Consider the following 19102-nt stretch of genomic DNA (forward strand, 5'->3'; position numbering starts at 1 on the left):
GGCGGCGATGTTTTTTATTGCGAAAAAAGGTAATTCTTATTACGTACAAAATAATTACGAACCTTTATTGTCCTGAGGGGTTTCTTTAGGGGGCTTTTTCCTGGTTGGCTGTGGTCTGGAAAGTTGGGTTTTTGTATCTTTGTTGCCGAAATTGTCTTTTTTTTCGTGATAGGTAGGTTTATTCTGCAGTCCCGCTTGCTTTTTGTACTGTTGATGGTGGTTGGTTTTGCCCAGGCACAGCTTTTGGATATGTCGGAAATGTCCGAAAGTTATATGGCTGAAAATAAGATCCACAAGGTGAAGGTGGAAGGTATGGTCCATATGGATGAACGTTCGGTTCTGAGCCGAATTGGTATCCGTGATGGACAGAATTATGCTCCTTCTGCACTTTCTGAAAAGGTTCAGTCTTCTGTGACTTCCTTGTACGAATCTGGTTTGTTTGACGATGTGACTGCCTGGGTGGATTATGTGGGCGAGGGCACGGATGTGGACTTGATCTTCAAGGTGAAGGAACTTCCTGCTCTTGATACTGCCGTGATCGATGGCGCTGACGAAGTTTCTGAAGACGATTTGCGCTTGAAGATCCGCCTGATTCCGGGTCGTGTGTATAGTAAGAGCCAGTTGGAACGTGACCGTCAGGCTATTTTGGAACATTATCGTTCTGAAGGTTACCTGCTGGCAGAAGTGGGCTATCGCGAAACTCCTGTGGATGAAAATCGCAATATGGTGACTTTCATTGTTCGTGAAGGTGAAAAGGTCAAGGTTCGCGAATTTGATATTCAGGGCAATGACAACGTTCCCCGCGAAGATATTCTGGATCATATGCTGACCAAGCAGGACCAGTGGTGGGGCGGTGGCGAATTTAAGGAAGTGGTTTTCAATGCGGACCGCGACACGGTGCTGAACGCCATTCGTCACTTTGGTTACCTTGATGCAGAACTGACTGAATATAGCGCTGAATATCTGCCGGACTCTACCTGCCTGTTCTATATGGGCCGTATGGTTCCCCTGGGCGAAAAACTGGAACCTCTCTATACTTTGATCAATTCTTCCCTGGAAGATACTTCCTCGGTGTTCTATAAGATGGCGGGCAAGCCTACCATGCAGGTTACCCATCTCTTCCGTAACCATCGCCGCATTGGCGAAAAACAGTGGGTGACTCGTCCTATGCCCAAGGTCAAGTCTGAGGAAGATGCCTGGAAGTACTTGAACGATATTATCCGTTACGAGGATTCCCGTAAGGAATGGCTGTCCAGAGTGGAAGGTCAGAAGTGGAGCAACCCCAAGATTGATTCCTTGCTGAAGATCAAGAAGCGTACCCAGTACGAAGACAAGTTGCTGGTCCGCTACATGATTGAAGATCTTTGCCCCATGCTGAACAAGTATGACCAGATCAAGACTTCCAGTGCCATTATTGTTCATATCCATATGAACGAGGGCCGTCGTTACTATATGGGTGGTCTCCACTTCTCCGGTAACGAAGTGCTGAACGACCAGATGTTGAAGTACGCCTTCCGTCTGGATAGTGGCATGGTGTTCGACCAGTATCTGTACGATGCATCCAAGAAGGCTCTTCTGGAAGCATATCGTGAAGATGGTTACCTGTTTGCTCAGTACGAAGAAGAACGTACTTTCGAAAATGACTCCGTGGTGAACCTGTCCTACAAGTTGACGGAAGGCCTGCCCGCCCAGATCCATAAGGTTCATATCCACGGCAACACCAAGACTAACGAAAAGGTGATCCGTCGTGAAGTCCGCCTGTTCCCGGGTGACACCTACCGCCAGTCTTCTCTGGAACGTTCCTTCCGTGAAATCATGCAGTTGAACTACTTCGACATGGTTATCCCCGACATTAAGGTGGTGGGTGAACAGGAAGTGGATCTTGACTTTGCCGTGCAGGAAAAGGAAGCTGGTACGGGTCAGTTCAGCCTTGGCGTATCCTATAGCCAGAGCGATGGACTTGTGGGTACTGCAAGTATTTCTATTCCTAACTGCTGTATGGGTGACGGCCAGGCTGCATCTCTCAGCGTTGAATATGGTACGGACAAGAAGAGTGCTTCTATCAGCTTCCAGGAACCCTGGCTCTTGGATAAGCCCATTACCTTGGGTGCCAGCTTGAGCTACACCTGGTGGAACATGGAAGACTACGATGAACCGGATATTACCCGTTACGGTGGTAGCGTCTACCTGGGTAAGCGCCTGAAGTGGCCTGATGACTACTTCTACGGTCAGATTGGTTACAGCTGGCTCATGAACAAGCAGGGTAAGAATATTCCGGGTAGTTACGTTGTTAATACCGGTATCGAATCCTCCTTGAACTTCCGTCTGCTTCGTGATGACAAGAACCTGCCTCAGTTCCCCACCGATGGTTCTCGCTACGTTCTTGACGTGCAGTGGGCTGACAAGATGTTCGGCAGTGACTTCAACTTCGTGAAGACGGAACTGACCGTGAAGTGGTGGTTCCCCATCTTCCGCGATCGTCTGACTCTCGCCTTGACTAACGAATATGGCATCATTATGGGTGACCGCCTGCAGAATCGAATTCTGTACTCTATGGGTGGCGTCATGGGCTACGAAGGCATGATGCGTGGTTACAGCTCTGGCTCTATCGGTTATAGCCGTCTGGGTCGTAGCTTCCAGTATGTAGGTGCTGAACTCCAGCTGGGCCTTGTTCCCCAGACCTTCTACCTGTTGCCCTTCTTCTTTGATGCTGGTAACGTGTTCGGTGATCGCATTACTCGTAAGTCTAAGGTGGATGAACCTTCCCGTAGCCCGCTTGCTGAATGGGATCCCACTAGCCTGAAGAAGGATATTGGTTTCGGTTTCCGTGTGGTTGTTCCTATGCTGGGTATTATCGGCTTCGATTTCGCATGGCCTCTGGATAAGGGTGAAACCTACAGCGGCACTACTCGCGAAAAGGTGGGCGACATGGAATTCAACTTCGTGATCGGTCAGGGATTCTAACCGAGGCGAAAAGGAGCTCTTATGCTGAAAAAGTTGTTGGTTCTGATTTCTTTGGTGACCCTGCTGGGCACAAGCGCAAGTTTTGCTGAAGACGGCCTGCGTATTGCCCATGTGGATTCCAAGCTGATCTTCGATGGTTACAAGGGTACCAAGAAGGCTCAGGAAGAATACGACCGTCAGGTGGCAAAGTGGGAACAGCAGGGTAACTTGCTGCAGAAGGAACTTTCCGCCATTAAGGAAAAGTTGGACAAGCAGGTTCTTATGCTTTCTGACGAAAAGAAGCGTGAACTGGAAGCGGAATACGCCAAGAAGGATACGGAACTGAAAAACTTCATTGACCGCGTCTATGGACGTAAGGGTGAACTGATTTCTGAAAACGAAAAGGTCAGCGGTCCCATTATCCAGTTGATCCGCAAGGCTGTAAATGAAATTGCCCTGCAGGAAGGTTACGACATGGTGGTGGATCGTGCTACGGGTGCCGTTCTTTTCTGGAAGAAGGAAAACGACTTGACCCAAAAAGTTCTGGATTACTTGAACAATCGCTAGTTCTTGAGACGGGCTGATTCAAAAAAGTTATCTTGATACCGCGGATTTTCCCGCGGTATTTTTTGTTAGGAGATATGATGAAAAAGAGTATTCTTGCATTCAGTGCAATTTCTTTTGTAACCCTTGGTCTTGTTGCTTGCGGGGACAGCGATAGCTCTCCCAGTAGCCCTACAGGGACTCCGGTGGAAACCCCTGTAAGCTCCAGCAGCGTAGTTCCGGCTGCGATTTCTTCTTCCAGTACGTTGCCTGTGGCAGTTTCTTCCTCCAGCGTTGCCGCAGATACCATCGTGTGGGAATATGCCACGGACTGCTATGAAGGTGGCGCCAACATTACCATCAGCAATATTGAAAACTTGAATATGCAGTGTGGCGGTTCTACAGAAGGCTGGAAGATTTACGATAAGGATCACTGGCTCCTCTATACCTGCAAGAATGGCCAATGGCTGGAAGAAGAAGCCATTCCCTGCGTATTGGAATAGCTGATTTTTCTATATTTTGCCCTTAGATAAAAACGAGGATTATATGGCCGATAATAAAGCAGAAAAGTTTGTATTCTACATGTATAAGATGTGCAAGTCTTACCCCAACAAGGAAGTCTTGAAGGACATCTCCCTTAGCTTCTACTATGGCGCTAAGATTGGTATTATCGGTCAGAACGGTGCTGGTAAGTCTACGCTTCTGCGTATTATGGCTGGTATCGATAAGGAATTCCAGGGCGAAGCTTGGATTGAACCGGGCCGTACCGCAGGTTACCTGCCCCAGGAACCCCAGCTGGATCCGAACCTTACCGTTAAGGAAAACGTGATGCAGGCTGTGGCTAAGAAGCAGGCCGTTCTGGATCGCTTTAACGAAATCTCCATGAAGTTCGCGGAACCGATGGAAGATGATGAAATGAACAAGCTCCTGGATGAACAGGCAAAGCTTCAGGACATCATCGACGCTCAGGACCTGTGGAGCCTGGACCGCAATATTGAAATTGCTATGGACGCCCTCCGTTGCCCGCCGGGTGACTGGCCGGTGACCAACCTTTCCGGTGGTGAAAAGCGCCGTGTGGCTCTGTGCCGCCTGCTGCTTGAAGAACCGGACCTGCTTTTGCTGGACGAACCTACCAACCATCTGGATGCAGAAACTGTTGCATGGCTGGAACGTCACCTTCGTGAATACAAGGGTTCCGTCATTCTCGTGACCCATGACCGTTACTTCCTGGATAATGTTACCGGTTGGATTCTTGAAATCGACCGCGGTCGCGGCATTCCTTGGGAAGGTAACTATGCTCAGTGGCTGGACCAGAAGCTTGATCGCATGAAGAACGAAGAAAAGGGCGAATCTGACCGTCAGAAGCGCCTGGCTCGTGAACAGGAATGGGTCAAGCAGAGCCCGAAGGCTCGCCAGGCCAAGAATAAGGCTCGTCTTAAGGCTTACGAAGAACTTCTTGCTGAAGATTCTAGAGAAAAGATCAATGTGGCTCAGATCCACATTGCTAACGGTAACCGTCTGGGTGACATCGTTATTCAGGCAGAACACCTGCAGAAGGCCTTTGGTGAAAAGGTGCTCTTCGACGATTTGAACTTCAGTCTGCCTCGCTCTGGTATCGTGGGCATTATCGGTCCCAACGGCGCTGGTAAGACCACTCTCTTTAAGATGATTACCGGCTCTGAAAAGCCCGATGGCGGTACCTTGAAGATTGGCGAAACTGTCCAGATCATTAGTATGGAACAGGGCCGTGATTCTCTGGATGATACCAAGACCGTTTGGGAATCCATTACCGGTGGCTGCGACGAAATTATGGTGGGCGACCGCAAGATGAATGGCCGCGCTTACTGTGGCTTGTTCAACTTTACGGGCGCTGCCCAGCAGAAGAAACTGAACACTCTGTCTGGTGGTGAACGTAACCGCGTTCTCATGGCTAAGAACCTGCAGCAGCCCGGCAACCTGTTGTTCCTGGACGAACCTACCAACGATTTGGATATCGAAACCCTCCAGGCTTTGGAACAGGCAATCCTCAAGTTCGCAGGCTGCGCCGTGATCATCTCCCATGACCGCTGGTTCCTGGACCGTATCGCAACTCATATCCTTGCTTACGAAGGCGACTCCAAGGTTGTCTGGTTCGAAGGTAACTGGAGCGAATACGAAGCAGATCGCCGCAAGCGTCTGGGCGAAGATGCGGAAAACCCCAAGCCCATCAAGTACAAGACGCTGACAAGAAATTAAAGCGTTGCTTTAATTTCTTGAATTACGAAGTATGAGTTATGAATTATGAGATGGCACTAGGGTAGTGAATCCTTTCGTACTTAGTACTTCGTAACTCATAACTAAATTGCGAAGCAATTTGCATGATTCTTCACGTTCTTAAACATGAGCTGCGATTGATTTTCCGGGAGCCCCGCTTCTGGATTCCTTTTGTGATTCCACCGGTACTGTTAGCTGCATCTCAAGGAATTGCAGTGTCTCGCTATGGCGGGCAGATTATGCAGGGCATGGAAGGATACATGATGCTATTGCTAGGTTGCCTCATGGCGCCTATGGGTGCGCCCCTTGCTGCCGATAGCTTTGCCGGTGAACGTGAAAGAAACTCCCTGGAGTTGCTGCAGCTTTCTCCTGTAAAGCCTGCGGATTTGTTCTGGGGTAAGCTTCTTGCAGTGTTGCCGTTCCCTTTGATATTTTCTTTGTTTTGCCAGCTGGTGTATTTTGCGGTGCATATGGATTCTGTTAGCGGTTGCATCGCGGTTGCCGCCATTCTCGGCTCCATGTCTGCTTGCCTTTTGGTGAACGCCTTCTCACTATTGCTTTCGTTGAAGGCGAAGACCGTAAGGGCTGCTACTCAAGGCACCTTGTTCTTTATTGTTCCGTTGTTGCTTTTGGTGCAGTTCGGGTACCAAACTTTCCTGCAAAATTTGATGGTGCCTGTGATGACGCTGGTTCTTTCGCTTGCTGTTTGCGGGGTGGCAACAGTCCTTGGAATGCGCAAGTTTATCAGTTTATAATTGTTGCGGGATGTTGCCGCGAGATTATTGGAATAAGTCCGGCTGAACGCTGGGCTTTTTCTTTATCCAGGAAATTTGTTTTGCCTGGTGGATGATTTCGTCTGGCTTCACATTCCCGATAAGGAGTGGTGAGTCGGGGTCGTGCATATTATGCTTGCTTAGCACTTGGCCCTTGCCGTAGTTGGCGTAGCAGTATCTGCAGAGGTGGGGACAGTTGCTGTAGTTGCCGATGTCGCCGCCTACCACGCAGGCGGAACATTCCTCGCGGGCGTATTTCTTTTTCGGTGGCGAGAAAGTGAGGCCATGCTGTAGTAAACCCAAGGCTTGCTCAAAAACTGCGGGTGTGGAACATCCGCTGCAGTCTGCGCCGAATTCCGCAAGGGCGGCGTTTTCCACACAGGTCTTGATGGTAATGTTGTGCTGGCGGCCGATTTCTACGAAGGCTTTTGTAATGGTCACTTGATCTTCCCAGGAGACGGGGCGAAGTTCCGGAAAGTTCTTGGTGACGCAATTATAAATGTCCACGAAGCTGATGATACAGGTGCGGGTGTAGCCTTCCAGAAGGGCGGCCATGACTTCGAAGGACTTGACGTGCTGCTCGACGGTGTAACGGCCTGTAATGCAGATGGGGTCGTAACGCCACTGGACTGCGTCCTCTCCGCCATTGTGGGCGTTGACCATTTCCGAGAGTTTCTGGAATTGTTCCACGATAAATCTCTTGTCGGGAACGTTGGGCTCAATGTCCTTGCCGTAGGGCGTGAGGGTTACGTGCCACATCCAGCGGTAGGCAGCAAGCTCATCTAGATGGGGGAGGAGTGGAGTCGGATTCTTTGTGCAGAAGAATAGGCAATCCACAACGCTTGGGGCCAGCTCGTAGCGGGTGATGTAATCCTGATTGTAGGGATTGCGAACCAGCACATAACCGTCGCGGATTCTATTCAAGAACCATCTGGAATAGAAAGCTGGAATGTCCGTGCGGATGCTGGCTGATATAATCATTGCTAGAAGCGGACCTCTAGATCCTCGATCAGGTCGAGGATGACATGCGGGATATAATATTACGGAATTGACCCGGACAGAATACTTCGTTCTGGAAGAAATTATCCGCCAGGATTTCCATAATCTCTTCGGAGTATTCCGTCTGTTTGCTCAGAAGTTTTACGGCGTTGATTTTGCGGGTAAGATCCGATGCACCTGCGGGTGAATCTGCGGAAAGTTCTTCACCGAATTGTTTCAGCATAATCCAGAAGTAAATGGCGAACTGGACTTTGGTCAGCCCGTCACCGTCAAAAAGGCTCTTGGCGTAATAGCGGAAAATCAGGTAGGCTACAATACGTGCGCCGTCATCGTCTGAGAAAGCGAATGCTTCGCTATGCTCGCAATGACATGTGGTGGGCCAGCCTTTGCGAATCATGCGTTCGTAGGCGGCATCCCAGGCTGGTCCAAAACTTTCCCCTTCGCCCAGAATTTCAATCCACGTCTGATGTATGGCCTGTTCGGAGAGACTGGGCTCTTCCGGTTCTTCATAGTCGGAGACGGCTACGGCGAAGTCTAGAACTTCGAGGAGGCGCTGATTCAGAGGGATGCTCTTATTATTAAGGATCCCGAAAATAGTTTCACGTTCCTGGAAGATGGCGTCGCGGGCTTCTTCTACGCCTTCTGGCATTTCATCTGGGGCTTCGTCTATTTCGCTTTCGATAAGAGGGAGAAGGCTAGATCCCCGATCAGGTCGGGGATGACACGGGGAGGTCAGCAATAGTCTTACCGCTTCTTCGCAGCAGAGGCCTAGGCCTTTTTCCATAATGTCGCCGTAGACTTCCACGAAGCGGGGGTGTTCTCGGCAGATATTGCTGAGAATGCTTTCTCCGGATTCGTCCAGATCGGTGCCGTTGACTCCCAGATGGCAAATCATGTCGCAGAGACCGTTTTCTTTTAAGAAAGGACAGCGGTCTCCCGGCAAAAGCTTGAAGTGCCCATCCTCAATATTTTCCAGAAGTTTTTTTCCGAAGGCCTTGCGGGCCTGATCCGCGCCTGTTTTTGAATACTGGCGGTATTTAGCCAGCGTGGCCTCGTCAATGTCGATTTCCCAGCCTACGCAACAAGTGTCGGTGCATTTGTCGGCGATGCAGTGGAATTGGGGGTAGAAAAGTGGGGTTCGCAGGATCATTTGGTGGGGCCTTGTGGGGAATTTTCGATGAGAAATTAGAAAATAAGTGACTTTTTGTTCACTAAAACGTGGCCGGACCTACGGTGGAGGTACGATTTTTTAGTGCTTCTGGAGGGGTGAAAAGTGGTGAAATCGGACCTCGGTGGGTGGTTGTGGGGCGAGAGTGTAAGAAAATGGTATACAATCTTGCCAAAGTGGGGCAAAGTGGGTATATTTACCCTGTGTGTTTTTAATTCCATGTGTTGTGTACTTGTAATGGAATAGTGTGTAATGAACGAACGTAAACGTTTTATAGGTCAAGCCAAGTCGGCTATCGACGGAAAGGGTAGGTGCGCCTTCCCTCGGGAATTCCGTCGTCAATTGACCGCAGAAGACGGTACGGAGTTCGTATTGACTTTATGGGCAGACGGAAGACTTCGTTTGTTCGTACCGTCAGAATACGAGTCGTTCATGAACGAGTTGGATCAATGGTCCGACCGCGAACTAGCAGAACAATTCAGACTGGGACTCCGTTCCTCCCTGGTGGAGCTGGACGGCCAGAATCGAATCTTGCTTCCTAAGGACAAGATTCAGTATGCCGAATTGACGAACAGCATTACTTTCGTCGAATACCGCGGCAAGTCTCTGGAATTGTGGAACACAGACAAGTACGAGGCCAAGCTTGCTTCTCAGACCGAAGAAGCTAAGGCTCTATTCAACAAGCTCTGTTTTAATGCTGGTTTTGCGGGGGGATCGAATGTCCAAAAATGATCCTCAAGTAAAATCCTTACATACAAATGAAATTTCTGCGGCTGCAATTGCAGGCGTTGAAGGCGGCGTATTCTATCACGATCCCGTCATGCTCATGCAGTGCCTGCAGGGCTTGCGTATTGAAGCGGGTTCCGAGCTGAACAAGGCAAACGACGTGCTTGCCGACGGAACTTTCGTGGACTGCACCCTGGGCGGTGGCGGTCATTCCTACGCTATTGCAACTCGCCTTTCTGCTGCTGGCACCTTGCACGCTTTTGATCGCGACGATGACGCCGTGAAGTTTGCTACCAAGCGCTTGGCTGGTGTAGCTCCCAAGTTTATTGTTCATCCGGTTCCTTTTGGTAAGCTGGGCGAAGAAATTGAAGTGGATTCTCTGGATGGTGTCCTTTATGATTTGGGCATCAGCAGCCATCAGGTGGATGATTCCTCTCGTGGCTTCACTTTCGTTGGCAACAATCCGCTGGATCTCCGTATGGATCGTCGCGAAGAAGTTTCCGCACAGGAATGGCTCCGTACGGTTTCCGCAGACGACCTGGCAGAAGCTCTCCGCAAGAATGCCGATATGGATCGTGCCTTCAAACTGGCTACCCGCATTATTGAAGTGGCTAAGGCTACTGGTGACGCTGGCCGCGATATTCTTCCCAGCGACATTAAGGAAGTGGTGGAAGCGGTTTTCCCGGATAAGCGTCGCGATGCCAACAGCTTGCTCGCTCGCGTGTTCCAGGCTGTTCGTATGGAAGTGAATGGCGAACTCCGCCAGATTGAAGACAGCATCCGTGCTGCGGTAAACTGCCTCAAGGTGGGCGGTCGTCTGGTAGTTATGAGTTATCACTCTGTGGAAGACCGCTGCGTCAAGGATACTTGTGCTGAATTTGAAAAGGCATGCATTTGTCCGGAACATTTGCCGGTATGCATGTGTGGTGGTAACCATCAACGTTTGAAGAAGGTGAATCGCAAGCCGATTCTCCCGACCAATGACGAAATCGCAAAGAACAGCAGAGCTCGCTCTGCAAAACTGAGAGTGTACGAGAAGGTATGAGTGCTGTAGAGAACACAAAGCCTGCCGTTACTTCGAACCGCAATATCGTGCGGTTGTTTGTGATTGCTGTCCTGGTGGCTGGCTGCTATATGATTCTGCCTTTGTACATGCAGAATCGTACCAATGCACTTTATGAACAGTCCCATAAGCTGTCTGTCCAGATTAACCAGCTTCAGCGCGATGTGCTGACTCAGGAACTGGAAATCAACAAGCTTTCTTCCTTGGAATACTTGTTGAACGCTTCCGAGGGGTGGGAACTGGGATTGAATGACGTTCCCACTAAGGTTCGTATTGTAGGAGGTTCTCGATGAATTTCCTGAATACTAGCCCCATCGGAATTTGCCGCATGTTCGTGCTGGGCGTGGTTGGCGTTCTTGCTTTCCAGACTTTCAACATTCAGGTGTTGAATCGTGAAGTCTACCAGCAGGAAACCAAGAACATGGTGACCCAGACTAAGAACGTGTACGCTGAACGCGGTATGATTATGGACCGTAACGGCGTGGTGTTCGCTGATAACCTCCGCGACAACGAAAATGCAACGGACTTTACCCGCATCTTCCTGCAGGGAAAGCTTGCTTCCCAGATTGTGGGCAAGGTGGGTTACAATGGCATCGGTTCTATGGGTGTTGAACGTATGTTCGATTCCCGTCTTCGCGGTAATGAAGGTTTCCGCCTCAGCTATCAGGATGCTCGCCGCAACGAAATTTACGGCCGTTCTGAAAATGTTGCCGAAGCAGAACCGGGTAAGAACCTGGTGCTGACCATCGACAAGAACATGCAGGAAATTGTGGAAAATGCTCTGAAGCAGGGCGTGGAAGAATTCATGGCTACAAGCGCTAGTGCTGTGGTGGTGGATCCTTACACTGGCGAAATCCTTGCTATGGCAAGCTATCCCACTTACGATCCCAACTCCAAGAAGCAGGTGGTGGGTCGTATGTCCAAGAACGACATTGTGGCAATGTCTTACGAACCGGGCTCTACCTTCAAGGTGGTGACCGCTGCTGCTGCTCTTGAAAATGGAATTGTTTCTCCTGACACGATTTTCGCCGACGAAGGCAAGTGCTGGAAATGGAGTGAACGTTCCGAAAAGATTTGCGATACCCACGTCTATGGCGACATGGATATGGGTGAAGCCATGGTGCAGTCTTCTAACATCGTGTTTGGAAAGATTGCCGACAAGGTGGGTGCCGATAAGCTTTACCGTATGGCACGTAACTTCGGCTTTGGCATGAAGACTTCTGAAAATCTTTATGGTGAAGAATCCGGAAAGCTTTACCAGCCTTACGAACTGACTCGTGATGATCGTACCTTGAAGACCATGGGTTTTGGCCATGCTTTGATGGCGACTCCTATCCAGCTGGTGATGGCTTATTCCGCTGTTGCCAATGGCGGTTACCTGATGGTTCCTCAGATTGTGAAGGAATGGCGCGACTCTAAGGGCGAACTGGTGGAAAAGTCCAAGCCGGATACCGTCCGTCGCGTGATTTCCGAAAAGACTGCTGCAGAGATTCGCAAGATGCTCCATCGCGTGGTGAATAACGGTACTGCTAAGAAGGTCATGAGCAAGAAGATTCCTGATGTGGTATTCGGCGGAAAGACTGGTACTGCAGAAAAGTACAACCGGGAAACTCGCAAGTACGATCGCGATCATCAGGTAGCTTCCTTTATCGGTCTTGCTCCTGTTGAAGACGCTCGCTTTGTCTGCATGGTTCTGGTGGATGATCCTCAGACCGCACAGCATCATGGTGGTAATTCTGCTGGCCCTATCTTCCGTCGCATTATGGAAGGCGCCTATTATCATCCGGATCTTTCCCCCCTGTCTCATAGTATGGCAGTGGTGGATCAGAATTCCCCCTGTGATGATGACTATACCGGCATGATGGCCGCTGATGCAAAACAGCTGGCTGCTGCAAAGAACTGCAAGATTCATTTTGAAGGCTCCGAAGAAAATGGTCGCGTAATCTCCATGCGTCGCGATATGGGCGATTCCTTGGGACTCGTACTTTTCCTCGGTAATGTGGACGGTAGCCGTATGCCTAACTTCAAGGGCCTTTCCCTGAAGGATGCTATGGAAGTGGCAAGTAACGTCCGCATGAAGGTTGAATTTACCGGCAAGGGTCGCGTTGTTGCCCAATCCCCGAAGGCCGATGAAGTATTGAGTAAAGGGCAAGTTTGCAAACTGACGTTGAAGGAGAAAGGCTAATGCTTTCTGAAACTTTGATGAAGAACATGAATGTTCGTGGTTTGTGCGACGATTCCCGCCGCGTGAAGTCTGGTGACCTGTTTTTCTCGATGCCGGCTCCTAACTATGACGTATTCGCTCGTGACGCAGTGGCTGCAGGTGCGGTTGCTGTGGTAAGCGAGTCTGTGGCTCCCGAGGGACTTGCTTCCAAGTGGATTCAGGTTTCCGATGTGAAGGCCGCCCGTCTGGAAGCTGCAAAGATTTTCTATAAGGATCCGTTTGCGAAGCTGACCTGCCATGCTGTTACTGGTACTAACGGCAAGACCACTAGCGCTTTCCTCATGGACGCTATGCTGACTGCTGCTGGTCACAAGGTTGCCCTGCTGGGTACCATCAAGAACAAGGTGGGGGATGTTTCCGTTCCTGCCAACCTGACCACTCCGGGTCAGCTTGACTTGTTCGCTTTTGCTGCTAAGGCTGTGGAAGTGGGTTGCTCTGACTTGGTGATGGAAACTTCTTCTCACGCCCTCCATCAGGGCCGTGTGGCAGGCATTAGCTATCGTAGCGGCCTGTTCAGCAACTTGACTCAGGACCATCTGGACTACCATAAGACTATGGATGCCTACTTCGACGCAAAGACTTTGCTCTTTACGAAGTATCTGGCTTCTGATGGTGTTGCCGTGATTAACGTGGATGACGCTCATGGCGCTTCCCTTTGCGAAAGCTTGAAGAAGGCTGGCCGTAATGCGGTGGGCGTTTCTCGCCTGGGTTCCGCTGCAGCTGATGTGAAGCCTGCTGGTATTGTTGAAAATACGGAAGATGGTCTGAAGTTCGATCTGTCTGGCTTTGGCGCTGAATCTCACTTTGAAACTGCCCTCTGCGGCGATTTCAATGTGGACAATGTAATGCTGGTCCTTTCCTGGGCAAATGCTATTGGAATTTCCAAGGCTGCCATGGATAAGGCTCTTGCAGAAGTTCGCGTTCCTGGCCGTTTCGAAAAGGTCTGGAATAAGAATGGCATTCATGTGGTTGTGGACTATGCTCACACTCCCGATGCCCTGGAACGCGTTTTGATGACCGCCCGCAGCCTCTGCCGCGGCAAGCTCTCCTGCATTTTCGGTTGCGGTGGCGACCGTGATAAGACGAAGCGTCCCATTATGGGTGAAATTGCAGAACGCCTCTCCGACAAGGCTTGGCTCACTTCTGACAATCCCCGTACTGAAAATCCGGCTGACATCATTAACGATGTTCGTGCTGGCATGAAGACTGACAAGTTTGAAGTGGTGGAACTTCGCGATGAAGCCATCAAGCGCGCTTGCGCTGAACTGAAGGATGGTGACTGGCTGGTGGTTGCTGGCAAGGGTCACGAAGACTACCAGATCATTGGCAAGACCAAACATCATTTTGACGACCACGAAGAAGTGGTGAAGGCTATGGAAAATGTTTAAGCTGGATTTGAAAATCAAGGAACTGCTTGAAATCTTGGAAACCCAGGCTGTGGGCGTCAATGCTCGCACCCAGAACCGCAAGGTGAATCTTTGCATGGATTCCAGGGAACCTGCCAAGGGTGTTGTTTTCTGGCCGATTAAGGGCGAACGTTTTGATGCCCATAAGTTTGTGACTGAGATGGAAAAGAATGGAGCTCTGATGAGTGTTGTGAACCAGGATGCTGTCGGTATCGAAAATTTCAAGATGTATGCCCCTGTGGATGATACCACCAAGGCACTTCTCCGCTTGGCCAAGGGCTATCAGAAGGGCTTCAAGGTAAAGAAGGTGGCTATTACCGGTTCTAACGGCAAGACCACCACTAAGGAGATGACCAAGGCTGTTCTTTCCATGAAGTACAACACTCACGCTACTGCTGGTAACTACAATAACCACATTGGCGTTCCCATGACCTTGTTCCAGCTGAAGCATACTCACGAAGCTGCTGTTGTGGAAATGGGAACTAGCGGTCCGGATGAAATCCGCCCCCTGTCCCTTGCTACTGAACCGGACATTGCTGTAATTACCAACATTGGCGCAAGCCACCTGGAAAAGCTGAAGGATTTTGATGGCGTTTTTGCAGAAAAGCGCACGATTACCGCTGGCCTCAAGAAGAATGGCCTGCTGATCGTCAATGCGGATGACGTTCGTCTTTGCAAGCTCCGTTCCAACACCAGCTACAAGGTGGTGACTTTCGGTATCAAGCGTGGTATTTACAAGCCCGAAAAGCTGAGCTACGACGAAAACAACTGCGCTTCCTTCTTCATTGGACGCACCAAGTTTACTCTGTCTGTGCCGGGTATCCATAACGTTTATAACGCACTGGCTGCAATCGCCATCGGGGAAGCCATGAAGGTTTCCAAGACTGACATTGCTAAGGCTCTTGCCAACTTCCATTCCACCAATATGCGTATGGAAATCAAGAGTGCCAACGGTTTCAAGATCGTGTCCGACTGCTACAATGCAAATCCCTCTTCTACCAAGATGGCTTTGCAAACCATCGGCAATATGAAGGTGAACCGTCGCATTGCCATTCTGGGCGATATGCTGGAACTGGGCGATAAGACCGACGCTCTCCATCTGGAAATGGGTGCCATGGTTCCCGAAATGAATTTTGACATGCTCATGACTGTGGGCGAAAAGGCAAAACTCTATGTGAAGGGCGCCAAGTCCAAGGGCATGAAGTCCGCTTACCACTTTGACTCTGTACAGGATCTGATTGCGGCTCTTACGGAAGAAGTTTCCGAAGGGGATGTGCTTCTGGTGAAGGGTTCCCGCGGTATGCATATGGAACAGGTCGTAGAAGCAATGTTGAAACTGACCAAGGTGAACGCTTAGGAAGGTAACGAAAGGTTATGGATAATTCAGTCCAAAACAATGGCATGAACAAGATGCTGCTCATCGTAGTGATGTTGCTGCTGTGTCTCGGCGTGGCCGTGGTGTATACCGCGTCCGCAGCTCAGGCAAAGTCCATGGGTTTTGGTGCTGAATATTACATGGTGGCCCATTTGAAGAAGGCTGTTCCCTGCTTCATCATTATGCTGCTTCTTTCTAAGCTGGATTACGGATATTGGAAGGTGCTGGGTCGCGTTGTATTTGTGGTATTCTTCATCCTGTCCGTGATAGCCCTTGCAAAGGGTCATGGCGTAAAGGGAGCAAATCGTTGGATTTTCGGTATCCAGCCTTCTGAATTTATGAAGCTGGGATTGTTGATCTGGATTAGCGCCAAGCTTTCTGAAGCCGGAGACAATATCAAGAGCAAGGCCTGCACTTTGATTCAGCCCGGTATTCCTTACGCGCTCTGTGCTGGTGTTCTTGTTCTGCAGCCTAATTTCTCCATGTTAATCATGATTTCTGCTATCGTGATTACGGTGATGGTGGTTGCTGGTGCAAACCTGAAGTATTTGGCTGCAATCCTTGGGGCGGTTATTCCTCTGGGTGTTTTGAAGCTGTTGTTCTCTACACACTCAAGAGCTCGAATCATGGCGTTCTTTGCGGATGAAGGCCAGATGGTTGCTTCTAACTACCAGGGTGACCATGCCTTACAGGCTCTTGGTAACGGCGGATTGTTTGGTACGGGTTACGGCATGGGTCTTCAGAAGTTGGGTTACTTGCCTGAAGCTCATAAGGACGTGGTTTATGCCGTGATTGGTGAAGAAATTGGATTTGTAGGTACTTTCGCTGTTCTGATTGCATTTGCCATCCTGTTCTCTCAGGGTTTCAAGATTGCTCAGAATGCTTCTACCCGCTTTGGCAGATTCCTGGCATTGGCATTGACTCTTTCTCTGTTCTTCAACTTTGTGGTCCATGTATGTGTTTGCGTCGGCTTGATTCCTACTACGGGTCAGCCTCTTCCGTTCCTCAGCTTTGGCGGAACGAATCTGGGCTTCTCCTGCGTTGCTGTTGGAATTTTGCTGAACATTTCCCGTGCAAATTCTGGACGTAAGATTAACGAGCCTTATACTAGTGGTTCTTCGCTGGAAAGCAGCGTGTTTAGAAACTTTGAATTTACAAGGAGTGGCGTATGAAAAAGTTCCTTTTCGTATGTGGCGGTACCGGTGGTCACATTTTCCCGGCCGTAGCCATTGCAGATAGCCTGAAGAAGATGGGCGTTACCGACATTACTTTTGCCGGCCGTAAGGATTCTATGGAAGAACGCCTGGTGGCAAAGAATTGGCCCTATGAATATATTTCTGCAGTTCCTCTGCACCGTGGTCCGTTCCTTAAGAATTTGGCACTTCCCTTTAATCTCACCAAGGCTCTGGTTCGCGCCAAGAGCGTTGTGAAGAAGGTGAAGCCCGATGTCGTTGTGGCAACCGGTGGTTACGTCTCTCTTCCCATCGTTCTTGCTGCAGGCTCCATGGGTATTCCCGTCTATCTGCAGGAACAGAATGCTGTTGCAGGTGTTGCAAACAAGGTGGGTTCCCGTTATGCAAAGACCATCTTCGTGACTTCCGAAGATGCTGCCAAGGGTTTCCCTGCTGAAAAGTGCATGGTATTCGGCAACCCCGTTCGTGAATTGCCTTCTGAAGATTCCCTGCCTCGTCCCATCGAATTTGCCGCTGGCAAGAAGGCCGTGTTTATCGTAGGTGGCTCTCAGGGTGCTGTAGGCATCAACAACAAGATTGAAGAAAGCATCAAGACCATTGCAGCTCGTAACGATGTATCCGTAGTTTGGCAGGTGGGCGTCAAGAATGTGGAAACCATCAACAATCGCGTAGGTAACGTGAACAATGTGGCTGTTCGCGGCTTCCTGGATGGCATCTACTCTTACATGAAGCACGCTGACTTGATCATCAGCCGTGCAGGTGCATCTGCCCTGGCTGAAATTCTCGCTTTCGGCAAGCCCTCCATCTTGCTTCCGTTCCCGCATGCTACTGCAAATCACCAGGAACATAATGCCCGCGTGGTAGAAAAAGCTGGTGCAGCCCTTGTGGAACTGGATGCAGAAGAAAATCACCTGTGGGAAAAGGTGGAATCCCTCTTGGCTGACGAAGGCCGCCTGGCCAACATGGCTGCCGCTGCAAAGACTCTCGGCATGCCCGATGCTGCCGATCAGATTGCAAAGATTATCCTCTCTAAGGAGAATGCATAATGCAGATTAATGATTGCAAACGTGTACGTCGTCTTCACTTCGTCGGTATCGGTGGTGCAGGCATGTCCGGTATTGCAGAAGTCCTTCATGCCAATGGCTTTGTGGTCAGCGGCTCCGATATGAGTGAAAGTGCTGTGGTGGATTACCTGAGAAACCTGGGTATCCGCGTAGATCCTAAGCACGACGCAAAGAACGTAGAAGACGCCGACCTGGTTGTCTATTCCTCCGCTGTTCCCCATGATAATCCGGAACTGGTTGAAGCTCGTAACCGTCGCATTCCCGTCATCAAGCGCGCAGAAATGCTGGGCGAATTGATGCGTATGAAGTACACCCTGTCCATTGCCGGTACTCACGGCAAGACCACCACCACTTCCATCGTGGGACAGATCTGGGAAGAAGCTGGCTTGGATCCCACCATCATCGTAGGCGGTGTGGTGAAGGGTCACGGCAGTGGCGCCAAGGTGGGTAAGGGTAACTACCTCATCGCTGAATCTGACGAATTTGACCGTAGCTTCCTTTCCATGATGCCTTCCTCTGCCATCATTACCAACATTGATGCAGACCATCTGGATACTTACGAAAATATTGAAGACATCAAGGACGCTTTCGTCCAGTTTGCAAACAAGATTCCGTTCTACGGACAGATTATCCTGTGCCTGGACGATCCTAACGCACAGCAGATCTTGATGCGCCTGAAGAAGCCGGTGATTACTTACGGTTTTACCCGTCAGGCTAAATATCGCGTGGATAACCTTCGTTTCGAAAAGGGTTTTCCGGTATTTGAAATCTTGAATGATGGCAAGAGTCTGGGCGAATTCCGCCTTCAGATTCCGGGCCGTCATAACGTGCTGAACGCAACCGCTGCAGTGGCCCTGGCTATTGAAGAAGGTATTTCTGCCGACATTGCTCGCAAGGCTGTTGCAGAATTTGAAGGCGTGAAGCGTCGTTTTGAATTTATTGGCGAAAAGAATGGCGTCATGGTCTTTGACGACTATGCTCATCATCCGACTGAAGCAACTGCAACCCTGCTTGGTTTCCGCGATGCTTTCCCGGACAAGCGTATCATCGTTGCTTTCCAGCCTCACCTCTTTACTCGTACTCGCGATCAGCACGAAGCTTTTGGTAGCGCTTTTGCCAACTGCGACGTCCTGCTTGCAACCGACATTTACCCTGCCCGCGAAAAGCCTATTGAAGGTGTGACTGGCGCTCTGGTTTCCAACAGCGCAACTGCCCGTGGCCATCGCGATGCTCGTTTCATTGGCGATCAGATGAACCTGCTGCCTATCCTGAAGAAGGAATTGCGCGACGGTGACGTAGTGGTCCTGATGGGTGCCGGCAGTATCTACAAGCTTGGTGAAAAGATCCTTGAGGAATGCATCTAGGATATTGG

At 50.0% G+C, this 19102-nt stretch carries 16 protein-coding genes; 14 read left to right on the forward strand and 2 right to left on the reverse strand.

Annotation, left to right across the window (positions count from 1 at the left end):
- Positions 1–195 precede the first annotated feature (195 nt).
- The 5 genes from BUB59_RS03280 to BUB59_RS03300 all read left to right on the forward strand — a co-directional run bounded on the left by BUB59_RS03280 (position 196) and on the right by BUB59_RS03300 (position 6494).
- On the forward strand, positions 196–2964 hold the full coding sequence (locus BUB59_RS03280; RefSeq protein WP_234979913.1) for a BamA/OMP85 family outer membrane protein: 2769 nt from the start codon (positions 196–198) through the stop codon (positions 2962–2964).
- A 21-nt stretch (positions 2965–2985) separates the two neighbouring features.
- Complete coding sequence (locus tag BUB59_RS03285) at positions 2986–3510, forward strand: OmpH/Skp family outer membrane protein (RefSeq protein WP_073225597.1); 525 nt, start codon at positions 2986–2988, stop codon at positions 3508–3510.
- 74 nt (positions 3511–3584) lie between these two features.
- Positions 3585–3989, forward strand: coding sequence for a hypothetical protein (locus BUB59_RS03290; protein ID WP_073225599.1), 405 nt, complete (start codon positions 3585–3587; stop codon positions 3987–3989).
- A gap of 43 nt (positions 3990–4032) precedes the next feature.
- Positions 4033–5721, forward strand: a complete 1689-nt coding sequence (gene ettA / locus BUB59_RS03295; RefSeq protein ID WP_073225600.1) for an energy-dependent translational throttle protein EttA — start codon at positions 4033–4035, stop codon at positions 5719–5721.
- Between the two features lie 122 nt (positions 5722–5843).
- A complete protein-coding gene (locus BUB59_RS03300) occupies positions 5844–6494 on the forward strand; it encodes an ABC transporter permease (protein WP_234979914.1) in 651 nt (216 codons plus the stop codon).
- A 24-nt stretch (positions 6495–6518) separates the two neighbouring features.
- On the opposite strand, the gene BUB59_RS03305 is transcribed toward BUB59_RS03300, so the two are convergent.
- Both BUB59_RS03305 and fliB read right to left on the reverse strand, forming a co-directional pair.
- Entirely contained in the window at positions 6519–7493 is a 975-nt protein-coding gene (locus tag BUB59_RS03305; protein ID WP_073225602.1) for a DUF1848 domain-containing protein, read from the reverse strand.
- Positions 7494–7521: 28 nt separating this feature from the next.
- Positions 7522–8661: a flagellin lysine-N-methylase gene (gene fliB, locus BUB59_RS03310; RefSeq protein ID WP_073225604.1), complete on the reverse strand. Its 1140-nt coding sequence runs from the start codon at positions 8659–8661 to the stop codon at positions 7522–7524.
- A 270-nt stretch (positions 8662–8931) separates the two neighbouring features.
- On the opposite strand from fliB, the gene BUB59_RS03315 reads away from it, so the two are divergent.
- From BUB59_RS03315 to murC, 9 genes are read left to right on the forward strand one after another with little or no spacing between them, the layout of a single operon-like run.
- On the forward strand, positions 8932–9411 hold the full coding sequence (locus BUB59_RS03315) for a division/cell wall cluster transcriptional repressor MraZ (protein ID WP_073225605.1): 480 nt from the start codon (positions 8932–8934) through the stop codon (positions 9409–9411).
- The gene (gene rsmH / locus BUB59_RS03320; protein WP_073225607.1) at positions 9398–10450 is read left to right on the forward strand and encodes a 16S rRNA (cytosine(1402)-N(4))-methyltransferase RsmH; all 1053 of its coding nucleotides are present in this window, start codon (positions 9398–9400) and stop codon (positions 10448–10450) included. The genes BUB59_RS03315 and rsmH overlap by 14 nt, the downstream gene beginning before the upstream one ends.
- Complete coding sequence (locus BUB59_RS03325) at positions 10447–10761, forward strand: hypothetical protein (protein WP_073225609.1); 315 nt, start codon at positions 10447–10449, stop codon at positions 10759–10761. Before rsmH ends, BUB59_RS03325 begins: the two co-directional genes overlap by 4 nt.
- Positions 10758–12653 (forward strand): penicillin-binding protein, encoded by a 1896-nt coding sequence (locus tag BUB59_RS03330; protein WP_073225611.1) that lies wholly within the window; start codon positions 10758–10760, stop codon positions 12651–12653. The genes BUB59_RS03325 and BUB59_RS03330 overlap by 4 nt, the downstream gene beginning before the upstream one ends.
- A complete protein-coding gene (locus tag BUB59_RS03335) occupies positions 12653–14080 on the forward strand; it encodes a UDP-N-acetylmuramoyl-L-alanyl-D-glutamate--2,6-diaminopimelate ligase (RefSeq protein WP_073225612.1) in 1428 nt (475 codons plus the stop codon). Before BUB59_RS03330 ends, BUB59_RS03335 begins: the two co-directional genes overlap by 1 nt.
- The gene (gene murF, locus BUB59_RS03340; protein ID WP_073225614.1) at positions 14073–15455 is read left to right on the forward strand and encodes a UDP-N-acetylmuramoyl-tripeptide--D-alanyl-D-alanine ligase; all 1383 of its coding nucleotides are present in this window, start codon (positions 14073–14075) and stop codon (positions 15453–15455) included. The genes BUB59_RS03335 and murF overlap by 8 nt, the downstream gene beginning before the upstream one ends.
- A 17-nt stretch (positions 15456–15472) precedes the next feature.
- The gene (locus BUB59_RS03345) at positions 15473–16645 is read left to right on the forward strand and encodes a peptidoglycan glycosyltransferase FtsW (protein WP_073225616.1); all 1173 of its coding nucleotides are present in this window, start codon (positions 15473–15475) and stop codon (positions 16643–16645) included.
- Complete coding sequence (murG, locus tag BUB59_RS03350; protein ID WP_073225618.1) at positions 16642–17712, forward strand: undecaprenyldiphospho-muramoylpentapeptide beta-N-acetylglucosaminyltransferase; 1071 nt, start codon at positions 16642–16644, stop codon at positions 17710–17712. Before BUB59_RS03345 ends, murG begins: the two co-directional genes overlap by 4 nt.
- Positions 17712–19094 carry a UDP-N-acetylmuramate--L-alanine ligase gene (gene murC, locus BUB59_RS03355; protein WP_073225620.1) on the forward strand — a complete coding sequence of 461 codons (1383 nt, stop codon included), beginning with the start codon at positions 17712–17714 and terminating at the stop codon, positions 19092–19094. Before murG ends, murC begins: the two co-directional genes overlap by 1 nt.
- Positions 19095–19102: the final 8 nt, after the last annotated feature.

It is taken from the genome of Fibrobacter sp. UWEL, assembly GCF_900142535.1.
GTDB lineage: Bacteria > Fibrobacterota > Fibrobacteria > Fibrobacterales > Fibrobacteraceae > Fibrobacter.

What these genes read in the sequence shown, in the direction of transcription:
- BUB59_RS03285 (WP_073225597.1), top strand. Translation starts at nt 2,986, where the DNA reads ATGCTGAAAAAGTTGTTGGTTCTGATTTCTTTGGTGACCCTGCTGGGC.
- BUB59_RS03290 (WP_073225599.1), top strand. Translation starts at nt 3,585, where the DNA reads ATGATGAAAAAGAGTATTCTTGCATTCAGTGCAATTTCTTTTGTAACC.
- ettA (WP_073225600.1), top strand. Translation starts at nt 4,033, where the DNA reads ATGGCCGATAATAAAGCAGAAAAGTTTGTATTCTACATGTATAAGATG.
- BUB59_RS03300 (WP_234979914.1), top strand. Translation starts at nt 5,844, where the DNA reads ATGATTCTTCACGTTCTTAAACATGAGCTGCGATTGATTTTCCGGGAG.
- BUB59_RS03305 (WP_073225602.1), bottom strand. Translation starts at nt 7,493, where the DNA reads ATGATTATATCAGCCAGCATCCGCACGGACATTCCAGCTTTCTATTCC.
- fliB (WP_073225604.1), bottom strand. Translation starts at nt 8,661, where the DNA reads ATGATCCTGCGAACCCCACTTTTCTACCCCCAATTCCACTGCATCGCC.
- BUB59_RS03315 (WP_073225605.1), top strand. Translation starts at nt 8,932, where the DNA reads ATGAACGAACGTAAACGTTTTATAGGTCAAGCCAAGTCGGCTATCGAC.
- rsmH (WP_073225607.1), top strand. Translation starts at nt 9,398, where the DNA reads ATGTCCAAAAATGATCCTCAAGTAAAATCCTTACATACAAATGAAATT.
- BUB59_RS03325 (WP_073225609.1), top strand. Translation starts at nt 10,447, where the DNA reads ATGAGTGCTGTAGAGAACACAAAGCCTGCCGTTACTTCGAACCGCAAT.
- BUB59_RS03330 (WP_073225611.1), top strand. Translation starts at nt 10,758, where the DNA reads ATGAATTTCCTGAATACTAGCCCCATCGGAATTTGCCGCATGTTCGTG.
- BUB59_RS03335 (WP_073225612.1), top strand. Translation starts at nt 12,653, where the DNA reads ATGCTTTCTGAAACTTTGATGAAGAACATGAATGTTCGTGGTTTGTGC.
- murF (WP_073225614.1), top strand. Translation starts at nt 14,073, where the DNA reads ATGTTTAAGCTGGATTTGAAAATCAAGGAACTGCTTGAAATCTTGGAA.
- BUB59_RS03345 (WP_073225616.1), top strand. Translation starts at nt 15,473, where the DNA reads ATGGATAATTCAGTCCAAAACAATGGCATGAACAAGATGCTGCTCATC.
- murG (WP_073225618.1), top strand. Translation starts at nt 16,642, where the DNA reads ATGAAAAAGTTCCTTTTCGTATGTGGCGGTACCGGTGGTCACATTTTC.
- murC (WP_073225620.1), top strand. Translation starts at nt 17,712, where the DNA reads ATGCAGATTAATGATTGCAAACGTGTACGTCGTCTTCACTTCGTCGGT.